Origin of the sequence: Anaerophilus nitritigenes, from assembly GCF_004138215.1 — a bacterium.
Classification (GTDB): domain Bacteria; phylum Bacillota; class Clostridia; order Peptostreptococcales; family Thermotaleaceae; genus Anaerophilus; species Anaerophilus nitritogenes.
Genome location: NZ_RYYS01000027.1, coordinates 12,167 through 36,420, shown reverse-complemented (window position 1 = coordinate 36,420; position 24,254 = coordinate 12,167). Strand labels below are relative to the sequence as shown.

Sequence of the window (24,254 nt, the reverse complement as noted above, 5' to 3'; positions counted from 1 at the left end):
CGAAATATTCTTGTAGGAATTTTAAACTTTTTACCGAACTTAGTAAATAAAGGGGGTAAAAAAGATGGATGATAAAACTATACTTATTATAAAAAAAATACTAAAGAAACTTGAAAAGATAGATCGAGACTATAAAAGTAGTCAGAAAAATAAAAAGTGTGTATAATATATTCAAAAATATGAGACAGTCCTATTAACAGGACTGTGTTTTTTTATTCCAATAGGAATATGTGAATCTTTTCATAAAACCTTTAAAATAACAAATAATAAAGTTATAAGATAAAGAAATAGGAGGTATTTTATGGAAAAATTTAGCATGCAAATTATTTTAGCTTTATTTATGGGACTTTTGGCTAGAATATATATGATTAGAATTGATCAAAGACAATATCCAAGTTATCCACAAGGATTGATTTCTCATTTAACACTAGGGGTTATTGCATCATCTTTAGGAGCAGTAGCATTGCCAGCTTTAATTCAAAAAGAATATGGTGCTGTTACTTTTTTAGCATTAGCAGCTCAGCAATTTAGAGATGTTAGAAATATGGAAAGACAAAGTCTGGATAATATTGAAGGTACAGAGTTAGTACCTAGAGGTACTGCATATATTGAAGAAATTGCAAAAGCATTTGAAGCAAGAAATTATATGGTTATTATTACATCTCTTACAACCAGTATATTTTTTTATTTAGGTAAAAAAATAAATTTACATCTTTATGGACAAATTGTTTTAGGAGCTTTGACAGGGATGATTATGGCAGCCGTATTAAAAAAAGTTCTAAAGAGACAACTGATCATGGAGATTGCAGAAGTAAAACCTGCAAAAATCCATTTTAAAGGGCCACTACTTATGGTAAATGATGTAGTAATCATGAATATAGGATTAAAAGCTTCTAGAAAAATATATGAGGAGGTAGGAATAGCAGTAGAAATTATTCCCCATGATGCTAATGGAAGAGAAACTTTAGCAAGTATAGGACAAAGACAAGCTATTGCTCATAATACAGCTGTTCAATTAGGAATAAGAAAAGATGTAGATGAGCCAGATTTTACACCCATGCTTAGAAGAAATCCTAATAATGGACATATTGTATTTTCGCTTATTCCTATGGAACCTAACATAGATCTTTTAGTAGAAGCTGTTAAAAGAACACCAGTTTTAGAAACAGCAAAAAGAAAGCCTTTAGAATCTAAAAAAGGAAAATCAGAGAATAATCAATTGAAAGGGGAATTATAATGGACTTTGGGATTAAGGAAAATATTGTTGCCATTGTAACAACAGATAAAAATATGATTTCTACTACAACGGTACCTGTTTTTTATGCCAATTCAGAAGAACAAAAGGAAAAAACTGCTCTTTTGGTTTCAAAAATTACGATGGGTATGGTTCATGATTTGGAAAATGGGTCTTATGTAATTGTGAAGCATTAAAGTTTCTTGACGTACAATAAACTACCGTGATATGATTACTAATTGTGGTGAATGTTAGAAAAAATTGTGATATAATATTAGTATCAGGTATTAAAACTAGATTTTAAGTGGGTGTATATAATGCATAAAAACATCATTTCAAAAGTATATGATAACAGTAGAGCAAAGAAGCTAGGAATTGAAGAAGGAGATCAACTTTTAAAAGTAAATGGAGAAGAGATTGAGGATATCATTGAATATATGTTTTTAATGGCAGATGAATATATAGAGATAGAAATCAAAAAAAAAGATAATTCTATTCGAAAGTATTCTCTCTATAAAGATTTTGATGAAGATTTAGGAATAGAATTTGAAAATCCTATTATCGATCAAGCAAAGAGTTGTCAAAATAAATGTGTATTTTGTTTTATTGATCAATTACCACCAAATATGAGAGATACTCTTTATTTTAAAGATGATGATTCAAGGCTTTCATTTCTTCAAGGAAATTTTATTACTTTGACAAATATGTCAGATAAAGATATAGAGAAAATGATTAGATACAGGATTAGTCCTGTGAATGTTTCTGTTCATACTACAAATCCTTCTTTACGAGTTAAAATGCTTCATAATAAAAAAGCAGGAACTATATATGAAAGAATACAAAAATTAGCAGATGCAGGAATTAAAATGAATGGACAGATTGTTCTTTGTAGAGAGCTTAATGATGGGGACGAACTAGAAAAAACCATAAAAGATTTATCTCTTTTATATCCTTATATGGAAAGTGTTGCAGTTGTTCCAGTTGGAATTACCAAATTTAGAGAAGGTTTGTATCCACTTAAAATATATGATGAAAATTCAGCAAAACAAGTCATTAGACAAATAGAAAAGTTGCAAAAAATTTTATTAAAAGAGATAGGAACTCGTTTTGTATATCTTTCGGATGAATTTTATGTAGTGGCACAGGAAGAAGTTCCATCTTATGAAGAATATGAACAATTTTTACAGATAGAAAATGGTGTAGGGATGATGGCTCAATTTGAATATGAAATTATTCATTATCTTAAAGAAATAAATATAGACAAAATAATACATAAAAAAATCTCTATTGCTACAGGAAAATCTGCTAAAGAATTTATGAAAAAAATAGCACGACAAGTTGAGAAAAAATTTCCTTTCATAGAGATCAATGTATTTGAAATAAAAAACTTTTTCTTTGGAGAGACCATTACCGTCGCAGGGCTAATTACAGGTACAGATTTAATCAATCAATTAAAAGAAAAATCTTTAGGTGAGAAGTTGATTATACCTGCAAGTATGTTAAAAATGGGAGAAAAAGTTTTTCTAGATGATGTAAGGATAGAAGATGTAGAAAAAGAATTAAATATTAAAGTAGCAGTTGTTAATGTTGAAGGAAAAGATTTTGTAAATAAAGTGATTGAATAAATATAGGAGGTGTATTATGTCCAAACCAGTAGTAGCAGTTGTAGGAAGACCTAATGTAGGAAAATCTACTTTTTTTAATAAACTAGCAGGAAAAAGGATATCTATTGTAGAAGATCATCCTGGTGTTACAAGAGACAGAATTTATACAGATGTAGAATGGCTAAATCATTCTTTTACACTAATTGATACAGGGGGGATGGAGCCAGATACAAAAGATATTATTTTATCTCAAATGAAAAATCAAGCCAATATGGCGATAGAAACCGCAGATGTAATAGTATTTATGGTAGATGGAAGAACAGGCTTAGTAGCAGATGATGAAGCTATTGCTACTTTACTTAGAAAAACTGGAAAACCTGTTTTGGTAGTAGTAAATAAAGTAGATACTAGTAAATTACCAGATTCTTTTTATGAATTTTATCAATTAGGATTAGGAGATCCTGTATGTATTTCGTCAACTAATCAATTAGGTCTTGGGGATTTATTAGATGAAATTGTAGCTAGATTTCCACAAGAACATGAAGAAGAAGAAGATCAAGAAAGAATAACAGTAGCTGTTATTGGAAAACCCAATGTAGGAAAATCTTCTATTATCAATACAATTTTAGGAGAAGAAAGAGTCATTGTAAGTGATATCGCAGGGACAACAAGAGATGCTATTGATACTCCTTTTACCCATGGAGAAGATGAATATGTATTTATAGATACAGCAGGAATTCGAAGACAAAGTAGAGTAAATGAGAATATAGAAAAATATAGTGTTATTCGTTCTTTAAATGCCATTGATCGAGCTAATGTTTGTATGCTTATGATTGATGCTACTGAAGGCATTACAGAACAGGATAAAAAAATTGCAGGATATGCTCATGAGGCAGGAAAAGCAACTGTAATTGTAGTGAATAAGTGGGATCTTTTAGAAAAAGAGACAAATACGATGAATCAATTCACAAAAGATATTAGAAATGAACTTGCATTTATGTCTTATGCACCTATATTATTTGTTTCAGCAGTTACAAAACAACGGGTTGGACAAATTTTAGAGACTGTTAAATTTATTTCTAATCAACATGCTATGAGAGTGCAAACAGGTAGATTAAATGATGTAATAGGAGAAGCAATACTTTTAAATCAACCACCATCAGATAAAGGAAAAAGACTAAAAATATTTTATGCTACTCAAGCATCTGTAAGACCTCCTATGTTTGTTATTTTTGTAAATGATAAACAACTGACACATTTTTCATATTCTAGATATATTGAAAATAAAATTAGAGAAGCATTTGGATTTGAAGGAACACCAATAAGTATTTTATATAGAGAAAAGGGTGAAGAAATGTAATGTTTAAAATACTTGCTATGGTCATTAGTTACCTATTGGGAAACTTTTCAACTTCTGTTATTATATCTAAGGTATTGGCAAATATAGATATTAGAAATTATGGTAGTGGAAATGCAGGTGCTACAAATGTATATAGAACATTAGGAGCAAAGGCTGCTATTTTAACACTTTTAGGAGATGCTTTAAAAGGTGTGATTGCAGTAGCTATAGGAAGAGTTTTAGGTGGAGAAAATATTGCGTTGATTTGTGGTGTTTTAGTGATTATAGGTCATAACTGGCCAATATTGTTTGGATTTAAAGGTGGGAAAGGAATTGCTACAGCTATAGGAGTAGGACTGTGTGTACATTATTTAGCTGCAATTATTTGTATATTTATAGGAATTGTGATTTTAGTTAAAACAAAATATGTATCTTTAGCTTCTATTACAGCAATTAGTATATTTCCGTTTTTGTTGTTATTTGATAAAGGTATAAACTATTTTATTTTTGGTTTAGTAATTGCTGTGATGGCACTATATAGACACAGACAAAATATAGATAGACTGATGAAGGGGATTGAATCTAAAATAAGGTAACTTTTCATCATATAGGGGGCTTTGTTATGAATCATAATATTTGTGTACTTGGAGCAGGAAGTTGGGGAACAGCTTTGGCAATTTCTCTTTCTAAAAAGGGACACAATGTAAATTTATGGATGAGAAATAAAGAGCAATTTGAGCAAATGAGAAAAACAAGAGAAAATATAAAATATTTATCAGGGGTACTTTTACCAGAAAATATACATCTGTTTTCTAACATTCATGAAGCAGTAAAAGATACTCAAGTGGTTTTACTTAGTGTATCATCTCAAGCTGTTAGAAAAGTAATAGGGCAATGTAAAGAAATCATTTTAAGTGATCAAATTATTGTCAATGCGGCAAAAGGTCTTGAAAATAATACATTACTTAGAATTTCTCAAGTAGTAGAAGAAGAATTACCCCAAAATTCATTTGCTGTTTTATCAGGTCCTTCTCATGCAGAAGAGGTATGTAGAGATATGCCTACTACGTTAGTAGTTGCATCAAAGTCAAAAAAAGTTGCTGAGTACATACAAGATCTATTTATTTCTCCAAAGCTTAGAATATATACAAATCCAGATGTAATAGGAGTAGAACTTGGAGGAGCTCTTAAAAATGTTATTGCACTAGGGGCTGGAATATCAGATGGACTAGGCTTTGGAGACAATGCAAAAGCAGCTCTTATGACAAGAGGAATTACAGAGATTGCAAGACTTGGATCAGCTATGGGAGCAGATACGAATACTTTTGCAGGACTTACAGGCATTGGAGATTTAATTGTGACTTGTACAAGTATGCATAGTAGAAATAGAAGATGTGGAATTCAAATTGGAGAAGGAAAAAAACTAGAAGAAGCCATTGAATCTATAGGTATGGTTGTAGAAGGAGTTGTAACTACAAAGGTAGCTTATGAACTTTCTAAAAAATATCAAATAGAGATGCCTATTACTTCTGAAATTTATAATATTTTATATCACAATGAAGATGTAAAAGAAGCTGTAGTAAATCTTATGATGAGAAGTAGAACTCATGAAATTGAAGAAGTAGTTGAAAATGAAAAATTTAATTGGTAAAGATAGCTTTGAGCTATCTTTTTTTAATTTAGTAATAATGTTTATAAAGAGCTCATATATATATACTGTTAGTACATTAATAAATAAAAATATAAGTTTGTATTGGAGATAAAAATATAAATTTCTTCTATGTATTTCTAAAAAGTTTACTGATGATGTTTGTAAATGAAAATTTTTTATAAATATTTTTAATTAAAGGAGTGAGCGGAATGGAGAAGTTTGATATATATAATGACATTGCTGAAAGAACACAAGGAGATATTTATATAGGAGTTGTAGGTCCAGTTAGAACAGGAAAATCTACTTTCATTAAGAGATTTATGGAATTACTCGTATTACCTAATATTGAAAATGCGTATAGAAAAGAAAGAGCAAAGGATGAATTACCACAAAGTGGAGCAGGAAAAACAATCATGACTACAGAACCTAAATTTGTTCCGAATGAAGCCATTGAACTTACATTAAAAGACCATGCAAAATTTAAAGTAAGACTAGTAGACTGTGTAGGATATTTAGTAAATGGAGCTATTGGTCATGAAGAAAATGGAAAACCTAGAATGGTAACTACTCCTTGGTATGAAAAGGAGATTCCTTTTGAAGAAGCGGCAGAAATAGGAACAAGAAAAGTTATTAAGGAGCATTCTACTATAGGACTTGTAATTACGACAGATGGAAGTGTAACAGATCTAGAAAGAGGAAGCTACATAGAAGCAGAAGAAAGAGTAATAAAAGAGTTAAAAGAGATTGAGAAACCTTTTGTTTTGGTTTTAAATTCTATTAAACCTTATGAAGAAGAAACTATAGAATTAAAAGAAGAGTTAGAAAAAAAATATAATGTTCCAGTAGTCGTTGCAGATTGTGCAAAAATGGAGATAGAAGATATCAATCAAATATTAGAGAATGTATTATTTGAGTTTCCGATTAAGGAAATTAATATTCATCTTCCTGGATGGGTAGAAGGATTAGATACGACTCATTGGTTAAAAGATAAAATCATTTATTCAGTAAAAGAATGGAGTCAAGAAGTTAAAAAAATTAATCATATTAGAAGCTATGTAGCAAAATTTATGGATATGGAAGTTGTATCTGAAGTAAGTTTAAGTGATATTGCATTAGGAGAAGGAATTGCTCATGTTCAAATGAAAATGAAAGATGGACTCTTCTATAATATACTGCAAGAAATTACAGGATATAAAATAGAAGGAGATCATCAAATACTAGGACTTATTAAAGAATTTTCAAGAGCAAAAAAAGAATATGATCGAGTAGAAGAAGCATTAAACAATGTAAAAGAAACAGGGTATGGACTAGTAGCTCCAACTCTTGAAGAATTGGAATTACAAGAGCCAGAAATTTTTAAGCATGGAAATAGATTTGGTGTAAAATTAAGAGCAAATGCTCCGTCATTGCATCTTATTAGAACAGATATTAAAACAGAAGTTTCTCCTATTGTAGGGACAGAAAAAGAAAGTGAAGAATTACTGAAATATCTTTTAGATGAATTTCAATCAGATCCTAAGAAAATTTGGCAAACGAATATGTTTGGAAAGTCTCTTCATGACATGGTAAAAGAGCAAATGCAAAATAAATTGTTTACTATGCCAGAGGATACAAGAGTTAAAATGCAAAAAACACTACAAAAAATTATCAATGATGGTAGTGGCGGATTGATTTGTATTATTTTATAAAATAAATATTCAAACAAAAGAGTTAGTCAGAACCTAGCTCTTTTGTTTAAATCAAATTTGAAAACTCCTTGAAATTTATGGATGTATATTTTATAATAATATTGAAATACTTATTATCTGGGTGTGGCGCAGTTTGGTAGCGTGCTAGAATGGGGTTCTAGAGGCCGGGAGTTCAAGTCTCCCCACTCAGACCAATATGAAAGTAGGTACTTAAGTATCTACTTTTTTGTGTGATTGACACTCCCCATGTCTAAAGTCAGGGGATTCTAAAGTGATTAAAAGATAGTGGATTATGAATAATAGCCGATGTATTGTACAGATTTTGTAATGGTAGAATGCATCGGCTTTAGTGTTGACTAAAAAATAGTATACAAGTAAAATAGAGTCAGTGAAATCAATATATTAAAAATCAAGGAGAATAATTATGTGGAGTTATATAAAAAATACTCTGTGGGCTATGTTTATTATATTTTTTTTAGGATATATTTTTACGATATTAAAAGAAAAATATTATTTATGGAATCACTTTATCTTTATAGATAGTAAAGCAATCTCACAAGAGCATATTGATGAAGTAGAAACAAGATATTTTAAGATTGGAAAAATAAGAGTTATGGCAGGAGACGAAATGAAAATTTATTGTCATAATAAGAATGTAATCAAAGGAATTATAATAGGAGCAACATTAAAAGATAATCGTGTTTTAATTGTTACACCTAAAGATGAAATCGAATTTGTAAATGTAGATGATATTAAAGATATTAAGATTATTAGCAGATATGGAAAATTTTTTAATTTTTTCGAATAATTAATACATGAAAAAGAAAATTTTTCCATAGTAAAATAGGACTATAAAACTAATTTTGATAAATATAAATAATATGCAGGAAAATCTATAAAAGTGAAGAATTATTTAAATAAAAGAAAGCGTGTAGGTGAAGGAATTGAAAAAGAAGACTCAGAAAAAAAGAAAAAAGAACAAGTTAAGAACTTTTTTTCTTGGCATGATTATTTTATATTTAATGATTAAATTTTTACCTATGATGTGGTCTATGACAAAAGAAACAAGTATCGCTGAATATGGAACTATCCAGATTATAGATCAACTTTCCTGTTATATTATTAGAGATGAAAGACTTATAAAAAGTTCTGTAGAAGGAGATATAAAGTATTTTGCACAAGAAGGAGAAAAAGTTGAAAAAGGTTATAGAATTGCAGAAATTTATAAAGATACAGTAGATTATACAACAAGAAGAAAATTAGAAGTAGTCAATCAAAGAATTGATAATATTAAAAGTGATGAAAATAATTTATTTCAAAGTGATGTAACAAAAATTAATGAAGATGTTGAGGAAATTATTCAGTCTATACAAGAATCTAAACAAAAAAATGATTTGCTTAAAATTGAACAATTAAAAAAAGAATTAGATTTAAAATTAGAAAAAATGAAAATTATTTCAGGAGATAAAAGCTTTGCTGGGAAAAATTTAGAAACTTTAAAGGCAGAACAAGAACAACTAGAAGAAAAAATCAATGCTTCTGTTTTGAGAATGAAAAGTCCAATATCTGGAATTATAAGTTATAGTATAGATGGATATGAAGATGTATTAACTCCTCAAAATATGACTACCCTAGAATCAAATAAATTAAAAGATATAAAAAGCGAAGTAACAGATTTACAAACAGAAAAGGTTATTCAAAATCAACCATTATTTAAAGTTGTCAATAGTCATATATGGTATATGATCACTTATGTTGAAGAGAATCAGTTAGAAAATTATAAAGAAGGAAAAATGGTAACTTTCAAGTTTCCTAGTGGAGAAGTAAAGGGAAAAATATTTCGAGTTATAGAGAGTAAAAAAAAGAATATGATTGTATTTCAAATCGATCAATATAATGAAAAGTTTTTTAATACTAGAAAAATTGATTTAGAGGTTATTGCTGTCAATTATGAGGGGCTGAAGCTTTATAAGGATAGTTTAATACAAAAAGATGGAAAAAAAGGAGTTTATGTTTTAGATATCAATAGATATGCAAGATTTAAACCTGTCAAAGTACTTGGTTATGATGAGGATTATATAATTGTTCAAAACAATATTTTTTATGAGAAAGAAGGAGAAGAAATAAAAGCTGTAGCAACTATAAAATTATATGATGAAATAGTTAGAAATGCTTCCAAAATAAAGGAAGGTCAAATGATATATTAAATGGAGGGAATATATATGTCCATTGAGGGAAATATTATACATATTAGACAAGAAATTTATAAGGCTTGTGAAAAGTCTAAAAGGAATCCAGACGAAGTAACACTTATTGCAGTAACCAAAACAGTAGACAGTTCCAAAGTTAATGAAGCAATTGCACAAGGGATAGAAGATATAGGAGAGAATAAAGTTCAAGAAATTATTAACAAATGTGAAAAAGTATCTCCAGTTTCTTTTCATATGATTGGTCATTTACAAACCAATAAAGTAAAATATATTATAGATAAGGTAAAATTAATTCATTCATTAGATAGAATCAGCTTAGCAAAGGAAATTGATAAAAGAGCAAAACAACATAATAAAATTATGGATGTACTTATTCAAATCAATGTAGCAAAAGAAGATACCAAGTTTGGCATGTACCAAGAAGATGTATATGATTTTTTAGAAAAAATAAAGTGCTTTGAGAATATCAAGGTGAAAGGATTGATGACGATAGCTCCTTATGAGGAAGATCCTGAGGAGGTAAGAAAATATTTTAAAGAACTTAAAAAAATATTTGAAGAAATTAAGACAAAAGCTTTTTCTCATGTAGAAATGAAATATTTATCCATGGGAATGACAAATGATTTTCAAATTGCCATTGAAGAGGGTGCTAATATTATACGAGTAGGCACTGGAATTTTTGGAGAAAGAAATTACAATCAGTAGAGAGGAGATATAAAATGAGTAAAATAGTTGAGAAGGTAAAATATTTTATGGGGTTAGATGATTATGAAGAAGAGGAAGAAGAAGTGATGGAGACTACTATTGAAGAAGAAGACAATATAACACCTTTTCCTACTAAAAAAAATAGGATTGTCAATATACATACAACAACTCAAATGAAAGTGGTAGTTTATGAACCAACTGAATTTGAAGAATCTCAAAGTATTGTGGATAATCTTAAAAATAGAAAACCTGTTGTGATTAATCTAGAAAATTTAGATCAAGAATTAGCAAAAAAAATATTTGATTTTGTAAATGGAGCCGTTTATGCATTAGATGGAAATATTCAAAAGGTTTCAAAGGGTATTTTTATTTTAGCTCCTAGTAATGTAGATATATCAGGAAATATTAATGAAGAGATAAAAAACAAAGCTTTATTTCCATGGAATAAATAGACCTTAGGTGGTGAAAAAATGTGGATGCTTGTACAGTCTGTTGAATATTTTTTTAGAGTATTAAACTTTTTAATTTTAGCTAGAATTTTATTATCTTGGGTTCAGCCTCATGGAGGTGGAAATGTTACAAGGGTTGTTTATCAATTAACAGAGCCTATCTTAGCTCCTTTTAGAAAATTACTTCAAAACTTTAATTTAGGAATGGGAATGATAGATATATCACCTATTTTAGCCGTGTTTTTTTTAGACTTTATTAGAAAAATTATTCTTAGCTTAATTTATTAGAGAGTGTGATACTTTGATTGACAAAGAAAAGCTTATAAAGCATATTAAAAATGATGAAGAAAGAAAAATAGTAATGAAAGTGCTCAATAAGATGGAAAGTTCATTAAAAGGATATACTATAAAAGCTAGTGATTTTTATGATCCTTATCAAATATCTCTCTGTGAGTCTATTTTTCGTAATTTTGATGATATCAATTACAAAATATTTGGAGGATATGAAAAAGCAGAGAGAAAAATAATGATTTTTTATCCAGAATATATGGAATTACAAAAAGAGGATTGTCCGATTTGTGGAATTCGGATTTATGGAAAATTCAGTAAAGAAGATATTAGTCATAGAGATTTTTTAGGTGCTATTTTAAATTTAGGATTAAAGAGAGAAAAAATAGGAGATATCTTAATTGATGACGGACAAGCAAATGTAATTATATTTAAAGAGTTATATGATTATATTCAAATAAACTTGGAGAAAATATCCAAGTACAAAGTTAATGTAGAACTTATTCCTTTTTCTAATATGATCCAGGTACAAGAGGAAACTAAGATTATAAATACGACAGTAGCTTCTTTAAGAATCGATAGTATTTTAAGTGCAGGATTTAAAGAGTCTAGAAGTTCTATAGGAAGAAATATTCAATATGATAAGGTGAAGGTGAATTTCAAGCCGATCAATCAGTCTTCATACATGTTAAAAGAAGGGGATTTGATTTCTGTAAGAGGCAAAGGTAGGATTATATTAGATCAAATTGAAAATAAAACAAAAAAGGACAGATACAGAGTGATCATAAAAAGAATGATCTAGAGGAGAGGATAACATGATTACACCACTTGAAATTCAAAATAAAGAGTTTAAAAAATCATTAAGAGGCTATAAAGAAAGTGAAGTAGATGAATTTTTAGATCATATTATTATTGACTATGAAAATTTATATAAGGAAAATATTGAATTAAAAGATAAAATTGTTCTTTTAAATGATCAGATTAATAAATATGAAAATCTAGAAAAAACTCTTAATAATACACTAGTTTTTGCACAAAGTACAGCAGAAGAAGTTGCTCAAAATGCACAAAAAAAAGCAGAGCTTATTATAGAAGAAGCACAAAGTAAAGCTACTAGAATTGTTAAAAATGCAGAAGATGAAATAATAAAAATTCAAAGAGAATATGAACAAGGAAAAAAACAATTGCAAATTTTTAAAACTAGATTTAAAACTCTTTTAGAAGCACAGCTTGAAACCATTGATAGAGAATCAGAAAATCTTGTGGAAGAAACTGAATCTGTATAACTTAAAATTCTCGTCTATAGCGAGGATTTTTTCTTTGATATAATATCTTAAATAATAAAACCCTTGCAAATCAATGGATCTTAAGTATAATAAAGAAAGAATAGTGATAATTTGAAAAATATAGGGAGGGAAACATAATGAATACAATAGGAATTATAGGAGCAATGGATGAAGAAATTGAAATTTTAAAAGATAAAATGGAGCTAAAAGAAGAAAATACATTTGCAGGAATGAGATTTTATAAAGGAAATTTAGAAAATAAAGAAATTGTATTAGTAAGAAGTGGAATTGGAAAAGTAAATGCAGCTGTTTGTGCACAAGTTTTGATTAGTAATTTTTCTGTAGATGCTATTATGAATACAGGAGTGGCAGGAGCTATTTTTGATGAATTAGAGGTAGGAGACATTGTAGTATCAGAAGATGTAATTGAACATGATTTCGATGCTACTGTATTTGGTGGATATAAACTAGGACAAATCCCTAGAATGGAAGAATACATATTTAAAGCAGATAAAAAATTAATACAAGCAGCTGTAGAAGCTCAGACAAATGAAAATTATAAAGTAAAGAGTGGAAGAATATTATCAGGAGATTTATTTGTAGGTTCTAAAGAAAAGAAAGATTTTTTATGGAAGGAATTTAGAGGATATTGTGCAGAAATGGAAGGTGCAGCAATTGGTCATACTTGTTATTTAAGTAATGTTCCTTTTTTGATTATTCGTGCTATGTCTGATAAAGCAGATGGAACAGCTGATGTAAACTTTAATGAATTTGTTCATCAAGCTGCAAGAAACTCAGTTGATATTGTTCTTCATGTATTAAAAACTATAGGATAGAATGTGAAAACATTCTATTTTTTTTATAAAAAATTTATAATACATACAAGAATGAACAAAAGGGAAAAATAGCATAAAATATTCTTTTGAAAATGAGGGAATAATAATGGATGATAAAAGGTTAACACAATTTGAAAAAAAAATAGAAAAACTAGCACAAGATTTAGAAAAAACTAAAATATGCGAATATGTAAATATAATGAATAATCCTAAAAGATTATTGTATATAAACTTTATGGCAGGATTAGCAAGAGGATTAGGAACAGCTATAGGATTGACTATATTGGCAGCTGTATTTTTTTATATGCTAAAGAGTACAGTAGATTTACCTCTAATAGGAAAATATATTGCTCAATTGATTAACATTATTGAAAACTATAGGTAAAGGAGGAATTAGGTTTGAAAAATGATCAATTAAACTATTATAAAAATAAGTTATTAAATGAAAAGCAAGAAACGATAAAAACTATTGAACGTATGAATGAAAATGAACCAAATGCTTCTTTACAGGAATATTATGATGAACTTTCTGTATATGACAATCATCCTGCGGATATAGGTACAGAAACTTTTGAAATGGAAATGAATTTTAATCTTAAAAATAATGAAGAAATATATTTAAAAGAAATTGAAGATGCACTAGATCGAATACAAAGAGGAACATATGGAAAATGTATAGATTGTGGAGTAGATATTCCTTACGAAAGACTTGAAATGATTCCAACAGCTTCAGAATGTATAAAATGTCAAGAGGATAAATTGAGTATTCATCATGAAATTCATACAAGGCCTGTGGAAGAACAAAGCTTATATCCACCCTTTGGAAGAACCTATATGGATACAAATGAAGATTATAATGGATTTGATGGAGAAGATACATGGCAGGCTGTAGCTAGATTTAATAAAACAGATGAGAAGCATATGGCACTAGATTGGTATGATAATAATATGTATGATGAAAATGTATCGGGAACAGTAGAAGATGTAGATCAAATCAGTAATGGTTTTTACAAGGGACAATTAGAGGATGAAGAAAGAGAAGATATACCTCATAAATACAAAAAGTGAAGCTATGCTTCACTTTTTGTATGAAAAATAGACAAAGCTAGTACGAAACCCATCTAAGTTATGTTATAATCAGATAGATATGTATTTGTGGGAGGTGTATAATGAATTATTTTTTAATTATTTTATTGATTTTTTTAGATCAATGCTCTAAATGGATCATCCAAAGTAGATTTTTACTTCATGAGTCCATACCTATTGTAAAAAATATATTTCACATTACTTATGTTCAAAATGCAGGAGCTGCTTTTGGAATATTGAAGAATCAAAAAATATTTTTTATAATAGCTACTGTTTTTATTATGGCTAGCATTTTTATTTATATATATAAACAAACTAAGCTACATAAAATACTAAGTGTAAGTTTAAGTTTAGTCATAGCAGGAGCTATAGGAAATTTAATAGATCGTATCCGATTTGGATATGTGATTGATTTTTTTGATTTTAGAATTTGGCCTGTTTTTAATATTGCAGATATGTGTATTGTATTTGGAGCAATAGGACTTTGTTATTATATGGTTTTTTTAGAAAATCGTAGCTAGAAAGGAAAGATTGGATTGGAGTATATAGAATTTGTTGTGGATGATTTAGATGAAGAAAAAAGAATTGATTTGTATTTATCTGAAGAATTAACACATTTTTCAAGAAGCTTTATACAAAAGTTAATTGAAAAAGATAAAGTAAAAGTAAATGGAAAGCTTATAGAAGCAAAAAAATATAAAGTAAAAGAAGATGATGTCATTGAAGTAGAAATTCCTAAGCCTGAAAAATTAAATATTCAAGCTGAGAATATACCAGTTGAAATTATTTATGAAGATGATGATCTTTTAGTAGTGAATAAGCCACAGGGAATGGTTGTTCATCCAGCACCAGGAAACTTTAATGGAACTTTGGTGAATGCTTTGTTGTATCATTGTAAAAATCTATCATCTATTAATGGTGTTATTCGCCCAGGTATTGTCCATAGAATTGATAAAGATACAAGTGGACTTTTGATGGTAGCCAAAAAAGATCATGTACATAGACACCTTGCAGAGCAATTAAAGGAACATACTATTAAAAGAGTGTATACAGCACTTGTTCACGGAAACATAAAAGAAGAGGAAGGAACCATACATGCACCCATAGGAAGACACCCTCAAGATAGATTAAAGATGGCGGTAGTACAAAGAAATGGAAAAGATGCAATTACTCATTTTAAGGTATTAAAAAGATTAAAAGACTATACTTGGATAGAAGCTAGATTGGAGACAGGGAGAACTCACCAAATAAGAGTACATATGGCTTATATCAAATATCCTTTAGTAGGAGATCCTGTATATAGTCCTAAAAAAGAAAAATTTCATTTAAATGGACAAATGTTGCATGCTAAAATTTTAGGATTTATACATCCTACAAAAGAACGGTTTATGGAGTTTGAGGCACCACTTCCACATCATTTTACACGAATTTTAAAAATTTTAGATAATAATATTTTAAAAAATGAATAGAGGTGAAAATATGGAATTTAAAGCAAATATTATGGATGAAAAAGCTATGCAAAGAGCAACTACAAGAATTGCTCATGAAATTATTGAAAGAAACAAAGGAGTAGAAGAAATTGTGCTTGTAGGAATTAAAACAAGAGGAATTCCTTTTGCTAAAAAAATTGCAGAAAGAATCAAGGCTATTGAAAATGTAGATATGCAGATTGGAATTTTAGATATTACTTTATATAGAGATGATTTGACGCAAGCAAATGAAAATCCTATACTCAATAGCACAGATATTCCTTTTGACATTACAAATAAAACAGTTGTATTAGTAGATGATGTTTTGTATACAGGAAGAACTGTAAGAGCGGCTATGGATGCTATTATAGATATTGGTAGACCTAAGGCCATACAATTAGCTGTTTTAATAGACAGAGGTCATAGAGAATTTCCTATTCGTGCAGATTTTGTAGGAAAAAACGTTCCTACTTCAAAAGAGGAAATTGTACGTGTACAATTTGATGAAATAGATGGGAATAATGGAGTGAGTATCAATCAATAAAGAGAAGAGTCTAAAGTAATAAAGAGTCCAAATCAATTAAGATTTGGACTGATTCATTTGAAGGATTTCTACGATGTTAGAGCGAGGAGTAGTATAAATAGTTTTATTATTTTCGTAGATAACCATTCCTGGTTTTGCTCCACTAGGTTTTTTTACATATTTAACAGTAGTATAATCTACTGGCACGTTACTTGATATTTTTCCTTTGCTAAAATATGCTGCAAGCTCTGCTGCTTCTAAAATAGTAGTTTGAGGAACTTCTTGATTATTTGTAATAATAATTACATGAGAGCCTGGAATGTCTTTTGTGTGAAACCATAAATCTTTCTTTGAAGCTATTTTTAATGTAAGATGATCATTTTGTTTGTTGTTTTTTCCTACTAATATAGAATATCCATCTGAGGATATGAAAGACATAGGTTTGCTAGGAGTATTTTTTTTAGAAGAAATTTTTTTCTTTTTTATATAACCTTCTTCCATAAGCTCTAGACGAATTTCTTCAATATTTTCTAAATCAGATGTATTTTCTATATTTTGTAAAAGATTTTCAAAATAAGTGATTTCATTATCTGTATCTTTTAATTGTGTATCTATCTCATTTTGTGCATTTTTAGATTTTGTATATTTTTTAAAATATTTTTGTGCATTTTGTGAAGGAGTTAAATGTTCATTTAATGCAATTTTGATTGTAGTACAGTTTTCATCATAAAAATTCATGACTTCTATTGATTTATCTCCTTTTTTTATGGTATGAAGGTTTGCAGTTAATAATTCTCCATAGACTCTATATTTTTGAGCTTTCATAGCAGATAAAAGCTCTTCTTTTAGCTTTTGTTTTTTATTTAATAATTTTTGCATAGTATGATGAATTAATTTTCTTAAATCTGTAGATTTTTGTTTGATTCTATCAAATAGATCCCTTTGAATATAAAATTGTTCTAAAAGATCACTCATAGAATCAAAATCAATAGATGTATAAATTTCTTGATAAATTTTAAGAGGTATAGGATAAAAATCAATAATTTCACTATTGTCTTTAGAGATGACCATATGAGGATTAGGATTATTTACACATAAAAATTTATTAAATGTTTTCCATAAGTGTTCATAATCAGTATCTAAAAGTTCTACTAAAGCCTTGTCTTGTTCTATATGAGATAAAAAACAAATTTCTCGTGAAGCTACTGGACTGATCCCTTGGAAACTTGTATAGATAGCTTTATAAATAGAAGTCCCCATAGTAGCTTCTTGAACCTTTAAGACAAAATCATTAAAAGATAAATGTAGTGGATTTTGTTTTCCTTGTGTAGGAGGTGCAATATAATTTTTCCCAGGCAGAATTTCTCTATATCTGTTGATATCTCCTGAAATTCTTTTAATGCTGTCTAATATTTTATTTTGAGATGGATCTAATAGTATGATATTGCTGTGTTTTCCCATAATCTCAATAATCAATTGTTTAATAGATAAAACTCCTAGTTCATCATAGCTTTCTATATTGAGGATGACAATCCTTTCAAATTCTTGTTGATAGATATCTATAATTCTTCCTCCTTGAAGATGCTTTCTTAAAAGCATACAAAAGATAGGAGGGGTTTGTGGATTGATTTTAGCTGTATGAGTAAGATGAATTCTTGGATGATTGCTACTTGCAGAAATTAAAAGCTTATATTTTTCTTTAAAGCAGCGAATCGAGATATGAATTTCATCATTTTCAGGTTGATAAATTTTATCGATTTTACCCATTAGTATTTTTTCTTTTAATTCGTGTACAATTGATGAAACTACCATTCCGTCAAAAGGCATATATATTCCTCCAAATATTTATTCTTATTCTTTAAGTATACCACTGTTTATAGAGATTTAAAAGTTTTCATAGAAAGGATACATATTGTAAAAAATAAAGAATAGGTAGAACAACTAAGTAAAATTTTGTATAATAGGAGTGTTAAGATTGTAAGTATTTCTTAGAAAGATTGATAAATCTTTATAAAAATCTCTTTGAAGACTTAAAATTTCCATGTAAAAGTGATATAATCATTACTTACGAGAGTAGAATATTTCTAATAAATTTATTTCATATTAAAATAAATCAACGGAAGGATGAAAAGCATGATCAAGAGCATGACAGGGTTTGGAAGAGGTGAAGCAAAAGATCTAGATAGACAATTTATTGTAGAAATAAAATCTGTAAATCACAGATACAACGATACTGTAGTCAGAATGCCTAAAAGACTTACATATTTAGAAGAAAAACTAAAGAATTTTGTAAAGACAGAAATTAAAAGAGGTAGAATAGAAATCTATATTACTATGGAGAATATAGGAGATACAGATACAAAAATCTCTGTAAATACGTCACTAGCAAAGGAATATATAGACTCTCTTAAAGAAATTAAAGAAGAATTTCATGTAATGGATGATATTTCTGTTTCTTTGGTAGCAAGATTTCCAGATATATTAAAAATAGAATCAAAAGAAGAAGATGAAGAAGCTGTATGGAATTGTCTAAAGGATGCATCTATGAAAGCTTTAGACATGCTTATGAAAATGAGAATAGTAGAAGGTAAAAAGCTAGTTGAAGATATAGAAAATAGATGTGAGTATATAAAAAAAATAATAGATGTAATTGAACAAAGAGGACCAAAAGTAGTAGAGGAATACAAACATAAACTAAAAGATAGGATTCATGAAATTTTAGAAGATGGTATTGAAATAGATGAAAATAGATTAAGCTTAGAAATTGCTTTTATGGCAGATAAAAGTAGTATTACAGAAGAAATAGTGAGACTTAAAAGTCATATTCATCAATTAAAAAATACATTTAAAGAAAAAAATCCTGTAGGAAGAAAGTTAGACTTTTTGATTCAGGAGATGAATCGAGAAATTAATACAATAGGTTCAAAAGCAAATGATCTAGAAATTACAAATCATGTAGTAGAAATAAAAAGTGAGTTAGAAAAGATTAGAGAACAAGTACAAAATATTGAATAGGGGGTCTAAGAATGAGTATTAAATTAATTAATATAGGATTTGGAAATATTGTATCTGCAAATAGATTAGTAGCTATTGTAAGTCCTGAGTCAGCACCTATTAAAAGAATTATCCAAGAAGCAAGAGATAGAGGAATGCTTATTGATGCTACTTATGGAAGAAGAACAAGAGCTGTAATTATTACAGATAGTGATCATATTATATTATCTGCTGTTCAACCAGAAACAGTGGCTCACAGATTATCTAATAAAGATGAAGGGAAAGAGGCTACTTTTTAGAAAGAACAATAGAATAGATAAAAAGGGGACTAAGAAAGATGAAAAAAGGCTCGTTAATTGTAGTATCAGGTCCTTCTGGGGCGGGAAAAGGCACGATTTGCAAGGAATTATTACAAATACAAAAAAATATTAGCCTTTCCATATCTGCTACTACAAGAAGCCCCAGAGAAGGGGAAGTAGATGGAAAAAATTATTTTTTTGTAGATAAAGATTTTTTTGAAAAAGAGATTTCTCAAGATGGATTTTTAGAGTATGCAAAAGTATTTGATAATTATTATGGAACACCTAAAAAATATGTACTGGATCAAATTAATGATGGTAATAATGTTTTACTAGAAATTGATGTACAAGGAGCATTACAAGTAAAAAAGAAATATCCTGAAGCTCTACTAGTATTTATATTGCCTCCATCTATGAAGGAATTAAAAAATAGAATTACAACAAGAGGAACAGAATCACAAGAAGCTATTGACAAAAGATTTAAAAGTGCTATAGAAGAAATAGAATATGTAAAAGAATATGATTATTATATTATAAACGATGAAGTTGAGAAAGCTGTCTGTAGAATAATAAATATTATAAAGGCACATAAATATAAAGTGACAAAGGACATTGAAAAAATTATTTTAAAATTTAAGGAGGAGTGTTCATGTTAAATCCATCTGTAGCTGAATTAATGAAGAAAGTAGATAGTAGGTATTCATTAGTCATTGCAGCATCAAAAAGAGCTAGACAAATTATTGATGGGTCTGAAAAAATTACAACTGCACCATCAAATAAACCTGTTACTATTGCAACTTATGAAATTGCTGAAGATTTAATTAAATGTAGTCGTGAACAAGTCGAAAAATAATGAGGTGTAGTAATGAAAAAAAATGTTGTAGTGGGAATAACTGGAGGCATTGCAGCATATAAAGGAGTAGATGTAGTTAGCAAACTTAAAAAGCAAGGATTTGAAGTCTTTGTGATTATGACAAAATCAGCACAAGAATTTATAAATCCATTGACTTTTCAATCTTTATCACAAAATTATGTGATTACAGATATGTTCAAAGAGCCAAAAACATGGGAAGTGGAGCATATTTCGTTAGCGCAAAAGGGTGATTTATTTGTAGTTGTTCCTGCAACTGCAAATGTAATAGGAAAGATTGCAAATGGTATTGCAGATGATATGTTAACTACTACGGTAATGGCAACAAAAGCACCAGTACTTTTGGCACCTGCTATGAATACAAATATGTACGAAAATTCTATCGTGCAAGAAAATATAAAAAAACTTAAAGATTTTGGATATTATTTTATTGAACCTGCAGAGGGTAGACTTGCATGTGGAGATATTGGAAGAGGAAAACTTCCAGAGCCAGAAGAGATTGTCAAGGAAGCTTCTTTATTGCTTAAAAATGAAAAAGATTTAAAAGGTACAAAGATTTTGATTACAGCAGGTCCTACAAAAGAGCCTATTGATCCTGTTCGATATATTACCAATCATTCCTCTGGAAAGATGGGTTATGCCATTGCAGAGTGTGCAGAAGATAGAGGTGCAGAGGTTTTATTAATTTCAGGAGCTACAAACCTAGCTACACCAAAAGGAGTAAAAAGAATTGATGTAACTACTACCAATGATATGTATCAAGAAGTTTTAAAAAAATTTTCTTGGGCAGATATTGTAATTAAGTCAGCTGCTGTAGCAGATTATCGTCCAGCTATGGTAGAAAAAAATAAAATCAAAAAGAAAGATAATGACTTATCTATTACTCTTACTAGAAATCCTGATATATTAAAAGAGCTTGGATCAAAAAAAGAGCATCAAATTCTTGTGGGTTTTGCCGCAGAAACTCAAAACTTATTAGAAAATGCAAATAATAAAATTAAAAAGAAAAACTTAGACTTTATTGTTGCAAATGATTTGACCAAAGAAGGTGCAGGTTTTAAGAGTGACACTAATATTGTAAGTATTATAGATAAAAATGGATCAATAGAGCATTGTGAAAAAATGTCTAAAAAAGAATTGGCAAAGATTATATTAGATAGAGTAAAAAATTTAATGATTCAGGAGTAGGGATACCTGCTCCTTTGTTGTGTATACCCTATAGATTTTGATATAATAAGGCCATGGAGGAAAGATCTATGGATAAATTTGCAAAAGTTATTATCAATCACAAAAGCAATCAAACAGATATGGAATATACTTATGGGATACTAGAAGATATGTATGAAAAAATACAGATAGGTTCAAGAGTCATTATACCGTTTGGACAAGGAAATAGACCTATAGAGGGCTATGTAGTAGATATAATAGACGATATAGATATTCCTAAAAATAAAATAAAGTATGTTCAAAGAGTGGTAGATCATATTCTTTCAAAAGAGATGATGGATCTATGCAAATGGATGAAAGAAGAATATATGTGTAAATTTATTGATGCGATAGGATGTGTTATGCCTACCGGAAAATCATTGAAGCTATACAAATATATTGTACTTTCTGAAAATTTCAAAGAAGATCAATTACTCAATTATGATTCTCTCAAAAAAGAATATAAAATTTTAAAGTATCTGACTCAGAATAAAAAAATACAAGAAGAAATATTTTTTAAAATATTTCCTGATAAAGATTCAAAAAATATTTTAAAAAAATTAAAAGAACAGAAACTCATTCAAATACAAAATTCTTTTAAAAGTCATGTAAATACATCATTAAAAAAAATCATAAAGCTTTGTGAAAAAGGAAATATACTAGATCAAATCAGTAATCGTGCTGTCAAACAAAGGGAAGCCATATCTTATTTAATGGATAAAAAGGAAGTAGAGTGGAACGAGTTTAAGAAAGAAAAAAATGTATCATTGGGTACTTTAAAAGCTCTTGAAGAAAAAGGTCTGATTCAAATTCATATGGTTCAAAATAGAAGAGATCCTTATGAACGTATGGATATAGAAAAAACATACAAACTTCCTCTTACAAAAGAACAGATGCATGCAATGGGAAAAATAGTGCCGTTTATAAAAAAAGAAATTTATCGTACTTTTTTAATTCATGGAGTTACAGGAAGTGGAAAAACAGAAGTATATATGAGACTCATTGATGAAGTCTTAAATAAATCTAAAGAAGCTATTGTACTTGTTCCAGAAATTTCTTTAACTACACAAATGATTGAAAGATTCAAGGGTAGATTTGGAAATCAAGTGGCTATATTACATAGCAAATTATCTTTAGGAGAAAGATATGATGAGTGGGTTCGTATTAAAGAAGGAGAAGTAAAAATTGCTATCGGAGCAAGATCAGCAGTTTTTGCACCTTTTCAAAATCTAGGCATTATTATTGTAGACGAAGAGCATGAATATACTTATAAATCTGAATACACCCCCAAATATCATGCTATAGATGTTGCAAAGTTTAGATGTCAAGAAAATAATGCCTTACTTTTATTAGGGTCTGCTACACCATCTCTTGAAAGTTATACAAAAGGATTAGATGGAGAATATGAAAAAATAGAAATGCTTTATCGATTCAATAAAAACCCTCTTCCTCAGGTAGAAATTGTAGATATGAGAGAAGAGTTAGAAAGAGGAAATAAAAGTATTTTTAGTAAAAAATTATATCATGCCATTGAAGAAAATTTAAATAAAAAAGAACAAATTATATTATTTTTAAATCGTAGAGGATATTCTACATTTATTTCATGTAGAAAATGTGGCTATGTAGTAAAATGTCCTCATTGTGAAATTTCTCTTACTTATCATGCAGATACACATAAAGCTCATTGTCATTATTGTGGATTCATACAAAATCCTCCTTCCCTATGCCCTAAGTGTAGTAGTAAATATATTAAATATTTTGGAGTAGGGACAGAAAAAATTGAGAGAATAACAAAAAAGTATTTTCCTAATGCAAATGTTGCAAGATTAGATTTAGATACTACTACAAAAAAAGGTTCAATGGATCAGATCATAGAAAGATTTAAAAAAAGAGAGCTAGATATTCTCATAGGAACTCAAATGATTGCAAAAGGATTAGATTTTCCAAACGTAACTTTAGTAGGGGTTATTGCTGGAGATACAAGTCTTAATTTACCTGATTTTCGAGCATCTGAAAAAACTTTTCAATTGATTACTCAAGTGGCAGGAAGAGCAGGAAGAGGAGATCTTTTAGGAAATGTAATTGTACAAACCTATGAACCGGAGCACTTTTCTATTCAAGCTGCAAAAAAGCATGATTATAAGTCTTTTTATTATGAAGAAATTTTACTGCGAAGAGAATTTTTATATCCTCCCTATACAGTGATTTTTACCATTTTATTTTCTGGAATAAAAGAAAGAGAAGTTATTGAAGGAGCAAATGATTTTACACAAAAATTAAAGGAACATATTTTAAAACACAATATAGATTCAAAAGAAATAGTTTTCGGAGCACATCCTGCTCCACTTTCTAAAATAAAAGAAAAATATAGATGGCAAACTATTATCAAATGCAAATTAGTTGACCAAAAAACAATAAAAGGTATAATAAATGATATGAAACATAGTGAAAGTAGTTATTTTTCTAGTGTAAATATGAGTATAGATATAAACCCAATTAGTATGATGTGAAGGAGG

General features: G+C 28.8%; 27 protein-coding genes and 1 tRNA gene. 27 read left to right on the top strand and 1 reads right to left on the bottom strand.

Annotated features, from left to right (window positions below; all coding sequences use genetic code 11):
- Nucleotides 1-301: 301 nt before the first annotated feature.
- From EK368_RS03330 to pyrR, 21 genes are all read left to right on the top strand, one after another.
- Complete coding sequence (locus EK368_RS03330) at nt 302-1,237, top strand: YIEGIA family protein (protein ID WP_129596403.1); 936 nt, start codon at nt 302-304, stop codon at nt 1,235-1,237.
- Nucleotides 1,237-1,431 carry a capping complex subunit for YIEGIA gene (locus EK368_RS03325; protein WP_129596401.1) on the top strand — a complete coding sequence of 65 codons (195 nt, stop codon included), beginning with the start codon at nt 1,237-1,239 and terminating at the stop codon, nt 1,429-1,431. Before EK368_RS03330 ends, EK368_RS03325 begins: the two co-directional genes overlap by 1 nt.
- A gap of 120 nt (nt 1,432-1,551) precedes the next feature.
- The gene (locus EK368_RS03320; RefSeq protein WP_129596399.1) at nt 1,552-2,859 is read left to right on the top strand and encodes a DUF512 domain-containing protein; all 1,308 of its coding nucleotides are present in this window, start codon (nt 1,552-1,554) and stop codon (nt 2,857-2,859) included.
- Nucleotides 2,860-2,875: 16 nt separating this feature from the next.
- Nucleotides 2,876-4,198, top strand: coding sequence for a ribosome biogenesis GTPase Der (gene der, locus EK368_RS03315; protein ID WP_129596397.1), 1,323 nt, complete (start codon nt 2,876-2,878; stop codon nt 4,196-4,198).
- On the top strand, nt 4,198-4,773 hold the full coding sequence (gene plsY / locus EK368_RS03310) for a glycerol-3-phosphate 1-O-acyltransferase PlsY (RefSeq protein WP_129596395.1): 576 nt from the start codon (nt 4,198-4,200) through the stop codon (nt 4,771-4,773). Before der ends, plsY begins: the two co-directional genes overlap by 1 nt.
- A 26-nt stretch (nt 4,774-4,799) precedes the next feature.
- Complete coding sequence (locus EK368_RS03305) at nt 4,800-5,828, top strand: NAD(P)H-dependent glycerol-3-phosphate dehydrogenase (protein WP_129596393.1); 1,029 nt, start codon at nt 4,800-4,802, stop codon at nt 5,826-5,828.
- Between the two features lie 209 nt (nt 5,829-6,037).
- A complete protein-coding gene (spoIVA, locus tag EK368_RS03300) occupies nt 6,038-7,516 on the top strand; it encodes a stage IV sporulation protein A (protein ID WP_129596391.1) in 1,479 nt (492 codons plus the stop codon).
- Nucleotides 7,517-7,633: 117 nt separating this feature from the next.
- Nucleotides 7,634-7,710: transfer RNA gene (locus EK368_RS03295), tRNA-Pro, on the top strand.
- Nucleotides 7,711-7,940: 230 nt separating this feature from the next.
- The gene (locus tag EK368_RS03290; RefSeq protein ID WP_129596389.1) at nt 7,941-8,324 is read left to right on the top strand and encodes a hypothetical protein; all 384 of its coding nucleotides are present in this window, start codon (nt 7,941-7,943) and stop codon (nt 8,322-8,324) included.
- A gap of 136 nt (nt 8,325-8,460) precedes the next feature.
- Nucleotides 8,461-9,723, top strand: coding sequence for a biotin/lipoyl attachment domain-containing protein (locus EK368_RS03285; RefSeq protein ID WP_129596387.1), 1,263 nt, complete (start codon nt 8,461-8,463; stop codon nt 9,721-9,723).
- Between the two features lie 15 nt (nt 9,724-9,738).
- Nucleotides 9,739-10,431, top strand: a complete 693-nt coding sequence (locus tag EK368_RS03280; RefSeq protein ID WP_129596385.1) for a YggS family pyridoxal phosphate-dependent enzyme — start codon at nt 9,739-9,741, stop codon at nt 10,429-10,431.
- Nucleotides 10,432-10,445: 14 nt separating this feature from the next.
- Nucleotides 10,446-10,883 (top strand): cell division protein SepF, encoded by a 438-nt coding sequence (locus EK368_RS03275; protein WP_129596383.1) that lies wholly within the window; start codon nt 10,446-10,448, stop codon nt 10,881-10,883.
- A gap of 18 nt (nt 10,884-10,901) precedes the next feature.
- On the top strand, nt 10,902-11,168 hold the full coding sequence (locus tag EK368_RS03270; protein WP_129596381.1) for a YggT family protein: 267 nt from the start codon (nt 10,902-10,904) through the stop codon (nt 11,166-11,168).
- A gap of 13 nt (nt 11,169-11,181) precedes the next feature.
- Nucleotides 11,182-11,970, top strand: a complete 789-nt coding sequence (locus EK368_RS03265) for a YlmH family RNA-binding protein (protein ID WP_129596379.1) — start codon at nt 11,182-11,184, stop codon at nt 11,968-11,970.
- 13 nt (nt 11,971-11,983) lie between these two features.
- Entirely contained in the window at nt 11,984-12,454 is a 471-nt protein-coding gene (locus EK368_RS03260) for a DivIVA domain-containing protein (protein ID WP_129596377.1), read from the top strand.
- A gap of 137 nt (nt 12,455-12,591) precedes the next feature.
- Complete coding sequence (locus EK368_RS03255; RefSeq protein ID WP_129596375.1) at nt 12,592-13,290, top strand: 5'-methylthioadenosine/adenosylhomocysteine nucleosidase; 699 nt, start codon at nt 12,592-12,594, stop codon at nt 13,288-13,290.
- Nucleotides 13,291-13,396: 106 nt separating this feature from the next.
- Nucleotides 13,397-13,675, top strand: a complete 279-nt coding sequence (locus EK368_RS03250) for a DUF5665 domain-containing protein (protein ID WP_129596373.1) — start codon at nt 13,397-13,399, stop codon at nt 13,673-13,675.
- Nucleotides 13,676-13,689: 14 nt separating this feature from the next.
- Complete coding sequence (locus EK368_RS03245; RefSeq protein ID WP_129596371.1) at nt 13,690-14,358, top strand: TraR/DksA C4-type zinc finger protein; 669 nt, start codon at nt 13,690-13,692, stop codon at nt 14,356-14,358.
- Between the two features lie 101 nt (nt 14,359-14,459).
- The gene (lspA, locus tag EK368_RS03240) at nt 14,460-14,897 is read left to right on the top strand and encodes a signal peptidase II (RefSeq protein WP_129596369.1); all 438 of its coding nucleotides are present in this window, start codon (nt 14,460-14,462) and stop codon (nt 14,895-14,897) included.
- Between the two features lie 15 nt (nt 14,898-14,912).
- The gene (locus tag EK368_RS03235; protein ID WP_129596367.1) at nt 14,913-15,845 is read left to right on the top strand and encodes an RluA family pseudouridine synthase; all 933 of its coding nucleotides are present in this window, start codon (nt 14,913-14,915) and stop codon (nt 15,843-15,845) included.
- Between the two features lie 10 nt (nt 15,846-15,855).
- A complete protein-coding gene (gene pyrR / locus EK368_RS03230) occupies nt 15,856-16,389 on the top strand; it encodes a bifunctional pyr operon transcriptional regulator/uracil phosphoribosyltransferase PyrR (RefSeq protein WP_129596366.1) in 534 nt (177 codons plus the stop codon).
- Nucleotides 16,390-16,425: 36 nt separating this feature from the next.
- Here pyrR and EK368_RS03225 read toward each other — a convergent pair whose 3' ends face one another.
- On the bottom strand, nt 16,426-18,195 hold the full coding sequence (locus EK368_RS03225) for an Rqc2 family fibronectin-binding protein (RefSeq protein ID WP_129596364.1): 1,770 nt from the start codon (nt 18,193-18,195) through the stop codon (nt 16,426-16,428).
- A 306-nt stretch (nt 18,196-18,501) separates the two neighbouring features.
- Between EK368_RS03225 and EK368_RS03220 the strand changes: the two genes are divergently transcribed.
- The 6 genes from EK368_RS03220 (at nt 18,502) to priA (ending at nt 24,248) form a co-directional block, all read left to right on the top strand.
- Nucleotides 18,502-19,383, top strand: a complete 882-nt coding sequence (locus EK368_RS03220) for a YicC/YloC family endoribonuclease (protein ID WP_129596362.1) — start codon at nt 18,502-18,504, stop codon at nt 19,381-19,383.
- Between the two features lie 11 nt (nt 19,384-19,394).
- A complete protein-coding gene (remA, locus tag EK368_RS03215) occupies nt 19,395-19,661 on the top strand; it encodes an extracellular matrix/biofilm regulator RemA (RefSeq protein WP_129596360.1) in 267 nt (88 codons plus the stop codon).
- Between the two features lie 38 nt (nt 19,662-19,699).
- On the top strand, nt 19,700-20,317 hold the full coding sequence (gene gmk / locus EK368_RS03210; RefSeq protein WP_129596358.1) for a guanylate kinase: 618 nt from the start codon (nt 19,700-19,702) through the stop codon (nt 20,315-20,317).
- A complete protein-coding gene (gene rpoZ, locus EK368_RS03205) occupies nt 20,311-20,514 on the top strand; it encodes a DNA-directed RNA polymerase subunit omega (RefSeq protein ID WP_129596356.1) in 204 nt (67 codons plus the stop codon). The genes gmk and rpoZ overlap by 7 nt, the downstream gene beginning before the upstream one ends.
- 12 nt (nt 20,515-20,526) lie before the next feature.
- The gene (gene coaBC, locus EK368_RS03200; RefSeq protein WP_129596354.1) at nt 20,527-21,720 is read left to right on the top strand and encodes a bifunctional phosphopantothenoylcysteine decarboxylase/phosphopantothenate--cysteine ligase CoaBC; all 1,194 of its coding nucleotides are present in this window, start codon (nt 20,527-20,529) and stop codon (nt 21,718-21,720) included.
- Nucleotides 21,721-21,788: 68 nt separating this feature from the next.
- Nucleotides 21,789-24,248, top strand: a complete 2,460-nt coding sequence (gene priA, locus EK368_RS03195) for a primosomal protein N' (protein WP_129596352.1) — start codon at nt 21,789-21,791, stop codon at nt 24,246-24,248.
- The last annotated feature ends 6 nt before the right edge of the window (nt 24,249-24,254 follow it).